Source organism: bacterium, from assembly GCA_021372775.1.
In the GTDB taxonomy this organism is placed as follows: domain Bacteria; phylum Acidobacteriota; class Polarisedimenticolia; order J045; family J045; genus JAJFTU01.
Map to the genome: position 1 here is coordinate 1 of JAJFTU010000110.1, position 3,530 is coordinate 3,530.

A 3,530-nucleotide genomic window follows, 5' to 3' on the forward strand; every position below is an offset into this window, starting at 1 on the left:
GCCGAGCGCGGCGACGTCGAGCCCCGCCTTCGCCAGCAGCGCCGGCGCGAAGCCGCGCTCCTGCGCGAGGAGCGCGGCCAGCAGATGCAGGTCCTCGACCTGCTGGTGGCCGCGGCGCACGGCTTCCCGCTGCGCCTCTTCGAGCGCCTCGCGGGCCTTCTCGGTGAAGCGATCCAGGTCCATTGCTCCCTCGTCTCCGCCCGCGCCGTCTCGTCGGCGCCGCGGGCCGCCTTTCGATTTCCTCGCAGCCGGCCGCGCTGCCCTCGTGCGGCCGCGGCCGCTCAGTTTCCTCGCCGCCGGCCGCGGCGGTCAGCACCGCCGGAGTTCGGCGAGCCGCTGGTAGAGCTGCTTCTCCTCTTCGCTCGGCTTCTCCGGCACGACGATCCGCACGCGGGCGTAGAGGTCGCCGCGCCCGCCGCCCTTCTTCGCCAGGCCTCGGCCGCGCACGCGCAGCCGGTCGCCGCCGCGCGCGCCGGCGCGCACGCGCACGGTCACCGCGCCGTCCGGCGTCGGCACGTCCACCTTGCCGCCGAGCACCGCGGTCGGCGCCGGAAGGTCTACGTCCACGATCAGGTCGTCGCCGTCCGCCTCCATCCCGGCCTCCGCGCGGAGGCGGATCTTGAGGTAGATGTCCCCCGCCGGCGCGCCGCCGCCCCCGGGCGCGCCCTGTCCGGCGAGCCGCAGACGCTGCCCCGCGCGCAGCCCGGCGGGAATGTTGACGGCGACGCTCCGCCGCTCCACGGAGCCGTCGTCGAGCGGGATGCCGAGCGCGATCCGCTTCGGCGCGGGGCTGACGAGGTCGGCGAGCGTCAGCTCGAGCTCCGCCTCGATGTCGCCGCCGCGCGCCTCGCGCGTCCGCGCGCCGCGGCGCGTCTGCCCGCCGCCGCCGAATCCGCCAAGACCGCCGAGACCGCCGAACAACGCCTCGAAGAAGTCGGAGAAGCGCGCGCCGCCCGCCGACGCGCCGCCGCCGGCGCGGCCGGCGCCGCCGCCGAACAGATCCTCCAAGCCGCCCTCGCGGAAATCGAACCCTTCGAACCCCGGCGGCGGCGTGAACTGCGCGCCGTCGCGCCAGTCGGCGCCGAGCGCGTCGTAGCGGCGCCGCTTCTCGGCGTCGCCGAGGACTTCGTACGCCTCGTTGACGTCGCGGAACTTCGCCTCCGCGCCGGCGGCCTTGTTCCGGTCCGGGTGCAGCTCCCGGGCCTTGGCGCGGTAGGCGCGCTTGATCGCCGCCTCGTCCGCGTCGCGCGGGACGCCCAGGATCTGGTAGTAGTCCTTGTAGCTGACGGCCACAGGCGCGTCCTTTCGGGCCGCGGACTGCCGCGGCGTCCGCTATATGGGATCCGCCGCTTACCGGGTCAAGATGGCCCGGTTGCCCGCCGTCGCCGCCGTCACAATACGACCTCGCGAACCTCCCCGGCGTCGCCCGCCCAAAACGGATCGTCCTCCGGCGAGAGGCAGGCTTCGATCGCCGCCTTGACGTTGGAGACCGCGTCCTCCGGCGTCTCCCCTTCGGCGAGGCAGCCGGGCAGGGTCGGCACGAACGCCGTGAACCCGCCGTCGTCGTTCAGCTCCACGACCACCTTGATCCGCATCGCGCTCCTCCCCGCGACGAGACGGCGAACCGCGGGCGCGCCGCGCCGACCATCCGGTCTCCGCCGGCGATCGCCCCTCCTCCCCGAGACGAGACGGCGAACCGCGGCGCGCGGCCGCGCGGCGCGGCGCGCCTCTTCCCGGCGGCGGGATCTGGGCCGACAATGGCCGCATGAAGATCCGCTTTGCGCGCACCGGCGGGTTCGCCGGCCTCTCCCTGCGCGCCACGATCGACGTCGACCTTCTCCCGCCCGCGGAGCGCGCGGATGTTCTGCGCCTCGCCGCGGAGGCCGACCTCGCCGCCCTTCCCGCGGACCTCCGCGCCGCCGCGCCCGACCGCTTCCGCTTCGAGCTGGAGTGGGACGGGATGCGCCTCGCCGCCGACGAGGCGGCCGCCCCCGCGCCGCTCCGCGCGCTCTTCGCGCGGCTGATCGACCTCGCGCGCGGCGGCGGGCCGGGGGTCGAACGCCCGCCCGCCAAAGGAGCCGTTCCATGACGCGCCGCCTGCTCGCGGTCTTGCTCGTTTCCGCGCTCGTCGTTCCCGCCGCCTTCGCCAAGCCGCCGAAGAAGAAGAAGCCGGAACCGGCGCCCGCCGTCCCAGAGGCGCCGGCGCCGCCGGCCGCCCCCGCCCCGCGCCTCGACCCCGCCGTCGCCGGCGGCTTCGCCTCGCTCGCGCTGGCCTGCGTGGACCGGCCGTATCCGTTCAAGTCGGACCGCGTGCTCGACGAGGCGTCGGCCTCGCGCGAGCCGCGCCGCGACCATCCGATCTTCTACGGCTGCTTCGACTGGCACAGCGCGGTCCACGGCCACTGGATGCTGGCGCGTCTGGCCAAGCTCTACCCGAAGGCCGACTGGACGCCGAAGGTCCGCGCGGCGCTCGCCGCGCGCCTCACCGCCGACAACGGCCTCGGCGAGGCGCTCTTCGTCGGCGCCGACCCGCAGAAGCTGTTCGAGCGGCCGTACGGCTGGGCGTGGGCGCTGCGGCTGATCGCCGAGCTGCGGACGTGGCCCGATCCGGACGCGCAGGACTGGGCGCGCAGCCTCGAGCCGCTGGAGCGGCAGTTGGTCGTGCGCCTCTCGGAGTACCTGCCGAAGCTCTCCCATCCGCTGCGCGTCGGGCAGCATCCGAACACCGCCTTCGCCCTCGTCCACGCGCTCGACTACGCCCGCGCGGTCAAGAACGAGGAGCTGGAGAAGTTGATCGCGGCGCGCGCCCGGGCGTTCTTCCTGCAGGACCGCGCCTGCCCGGTGGACTACGAGCCGTCGGGCGAGGACTTCCTCTCGCCGTGCCTCGAGGAGGCCGACCTGATGCGCCGCGTCCTCTCGCGGGACGACTTCGCGCGCTGGCTCGACGGCTTCCTGCCCGGCCTGCGGACCGGCGCGCTCGGCGGGCTGGCGCGTCCGGGCGAGGTCAGCGACCCGACGGACGGCAAGATCGTCCACCTCGACGGGCTGAACCTCTCCCGCGCCGCCGCGCTGCGCGGGATCGCCGCCGCGCTGCCGATCGAGGATCCGCGGACGAAGACGATCGAGGAGCTGGCGGCGAAGCACGCCGCGGCGGGGCTGGCGCGGGTCGCCAGCGGGAACTACGAAGGGGAGCACTGGCTCGCGTCGTTCGCCGTCTACCTCGAGACCGACGTCGGCACGCCTTGAGTTCCGGTCCCCGCGGGGCGCCGCGGCGCGGGGCCGCGGCGCGGGATCTTCGCGGGGGGCCGGTTCCGTTGCCGAGGGGGGCACGTTATGGACCGCGTCAGGCCGCAGGGAATCATCCCGCCGCACATCCTCGAGCGCATCGCCCGGAGCGACGACCCGCAGTTGCGCGGGATCGGCGGGCGGGCCCTCGCCTCGCTCGCGCGCACGGAGTTCCTGCGCGGCCACCGGGCGGCGATCGGCGCGATCGCGGCGCTGGCCGCCGTTCCGGCGGGGGAACTGCGCCG

At 75.5% G+C, this 3,530-nt stretch carries 6 protein-coding genes and 2 pseudogenes; 3 read left to right on the forward strand and 5 right to left on the reverse strand.

The window, feature by feature from the left end; translation table 11 throughout:
• The 5 genes and pseudogenes from LLG88_03900 to LLG88_03920 all read right to left on the reverse strand — a co-directional run.
• Positions 1 to 183 (reverse strand): hypothetical protein (locus LLG88_03900; GenBank protein ID MCE5246053.1); only part of this gene is annotated, 183 nt, incomplete at its 3' end.
• A gap of 126 nt (positions 184 to 309) precedes the next feature.
• Positions 310 to 831, reverse strand: coding sequence for a hypothetical protein (locus LLG88_03905; GenBank protein MCE5246054.1), 522 nt, complete (start codon positions 829 to 831; stop codon positions 310 to 312).
• A 45-nt stretch (positions 832 to 876) separates the two neighbouring features.
• Positions 877 to 999: pseudogene (locus LLG88_03910) on the reverse strand (J domain-containing protein).
• A 90-nt stretch (positions 1,000 to 1,089) separates the two neighbouring features.
• Positions 1,090 to 1,293 (reverse strand): annotated as a pseudogene (locus tag LLG88_03915) (DnaJ domain-containing protein).
• Positions 1,294 to 1,391: 98 nt separating this feature from the next.
• The gene (locus tag LLG88_03920; protein ID MCE5246055.1) at positions 1,392 to 1,595 is read right to left on the reverse strand and encodes a type II toxin-antitoxin system HicB family antitoxin; all 204 of its coding nucleotides are present in this window, start codon (positions 1,593 to 1,595) and stop codon (positions 1,392 to 1,394) included.
• 170 nt (positions 1,596 to 1,765) lie between these two features.
• On the opposite strand from LLG88_03920, the gene LLG88_03925 reads away from it, so the two are divergent.
• The 3 genes from LLG88_03925 to LLG88_03935 all read left to right on the forward strand — a co-directional run.
• Entirely contained in the window at positions 1,766 to 2,089 is a 324-nt protein-coding gene (locus tag LLG88_03925; protein ID MCE5246056.1) for a hypothetical protein, read from the forward strand.
• Entirely contained in the window at positions 2,086 to 3,246 is a 1,161-nt protein-coding gene (locus LLG88_03930; GenBank protein ID MCE5246057.1) for a DUF2891 domain-containing protein, read from the forward strand. The genes LLG88_03925 and LLG88_03930 overlap by 4 nt, the downstream gene beginning before the upstream one ends.
• Before the next feature lie 87 nt (positions 3,247 to 3,333).
• Positions 3,334 to 3,530, forward strand: a 197-nt coding sequence (locus LLG88_03935) for a hypothetical protein (protein ID MCE5246058.1), incomplete at its 3' end; no start/stop codon positions are given.